Source organism: Mesorhizobium sp. B1-1-7, assembly GCF_006442705.1.
Lineage (GTDB): Bacteria > Pseudomonadota > Alphaproteobacteria > Rhizobiales > Rhizobiaceae > Mesorhizobium > Mesorhizobium opportunistum.
This window is the reverse complement of record NZ_VFWQ01000040.1, coordinates 1-1,070: the sequence shown is the minus strand read 5'-3', so window position 1 is coordinate 1,070 and position 1,070 is coordinate 1. Positions and strand designations below refer to the sequence as shown.

Genomic DNA, 1,070 nt, shown 5'->3' with positions numbered 1-1,070 from the left:
TCGACCGTGATGTTGTCGCCGGGCATCACCATCTCGGTGCCTTCCGGCAGCGACACGATGCCGGTCACGTCCGTGGTGCGGAAGTAGAACTGCGGACGGTAGTTGGTGAAGAACGGCGTGTGACGGCCACCTTCGTCCTTGGTCAGGATGTAGGCTTCGGCCACGAACTTCTTGTGCGGCTTCACCGTGCCCGGCTTGGCCAGAACCTGGCCGCGCTCGACACCTTCACGGTCAACGCCGCGCAAGAGCGCGCCGATGTTGTCGCCAGCCTGGCCCTGGTCGAGCAGCTTGCGGAACATCTCCACGCCCGTGCAGGTCGTCTTGGTCGTCGGACGGATGCCGATGATCTCCAGCTCCTCGCCGACCTTGACCACGCCGCGCTCGACGCGGCCGGTCACCACCGTGCCGCGGCCCGAGATCGAGAACACGTCCTCGATCGGCATCAGGAACGGCTTGTCGAGCGGACGAACCGGGGTCGGGATGTAGGCGTCGACCTGAGCCATCAGCTCGCGGATCGCGTCCTCGCCGATGGTCTTGTTCGAATCTTCAAGGGCGGCCAGTGCCGAACCCTTGACGATCGGAATGTCGTCGCCGGGGAACTCGTTCTTCGACAGAAGCTCGCGAACCTCGAGCTCGACCAGTTCGAGAAGCTCGGCGTCGTCGACCTGGTCGACCTTGTTCAGGAACACCACGATCGACGGCACGCCGACCTGACGGGCCAAGAGGATGTGCTCGCGGGTCTGCGGCATCGGGCCGTCGGCGGCCGACACCACCAGGATCGCGCCGTCCATCTGCGCGGCACCGGTGATCATGTTCTTCACATAGTCGGCGTGGCCGGGGCAGTCGACGTGGGCGTAGTGGCGGTTGGCCGTCTCGTATTCGACGTGCGCCGTCGAGATCGTGATGCCGCGCGCCTTCTCTTCCGGAGCCGCATCGATCTGGTCGTAGCGCTTGTATTCGCCAAAATACTTCGTGATCGCCGCCGTCAGCGACGTCTTGCCATGATCGACGTGACCGATCGTGCCGATGTTCACATGAGGCTTAGTGCGCTCGAATTTACCTTTTGCCAT

At 63.6% G+C, this 1,070-nt stretch carries 1 protein-coding gene; it reads right to left on the bottom strand.

What is annotated here, in order from left to right; all coding sequences use genetic code 11:
* Positions 1-1,070, bottom strand: a 1,070-nt coding sequence (gene tuf, locus FJ978_RS32625; RefSeq protein ID WP_140576947.1) for an elongation factor Tu, incomplete at both ends; no start/stop codon positions are given.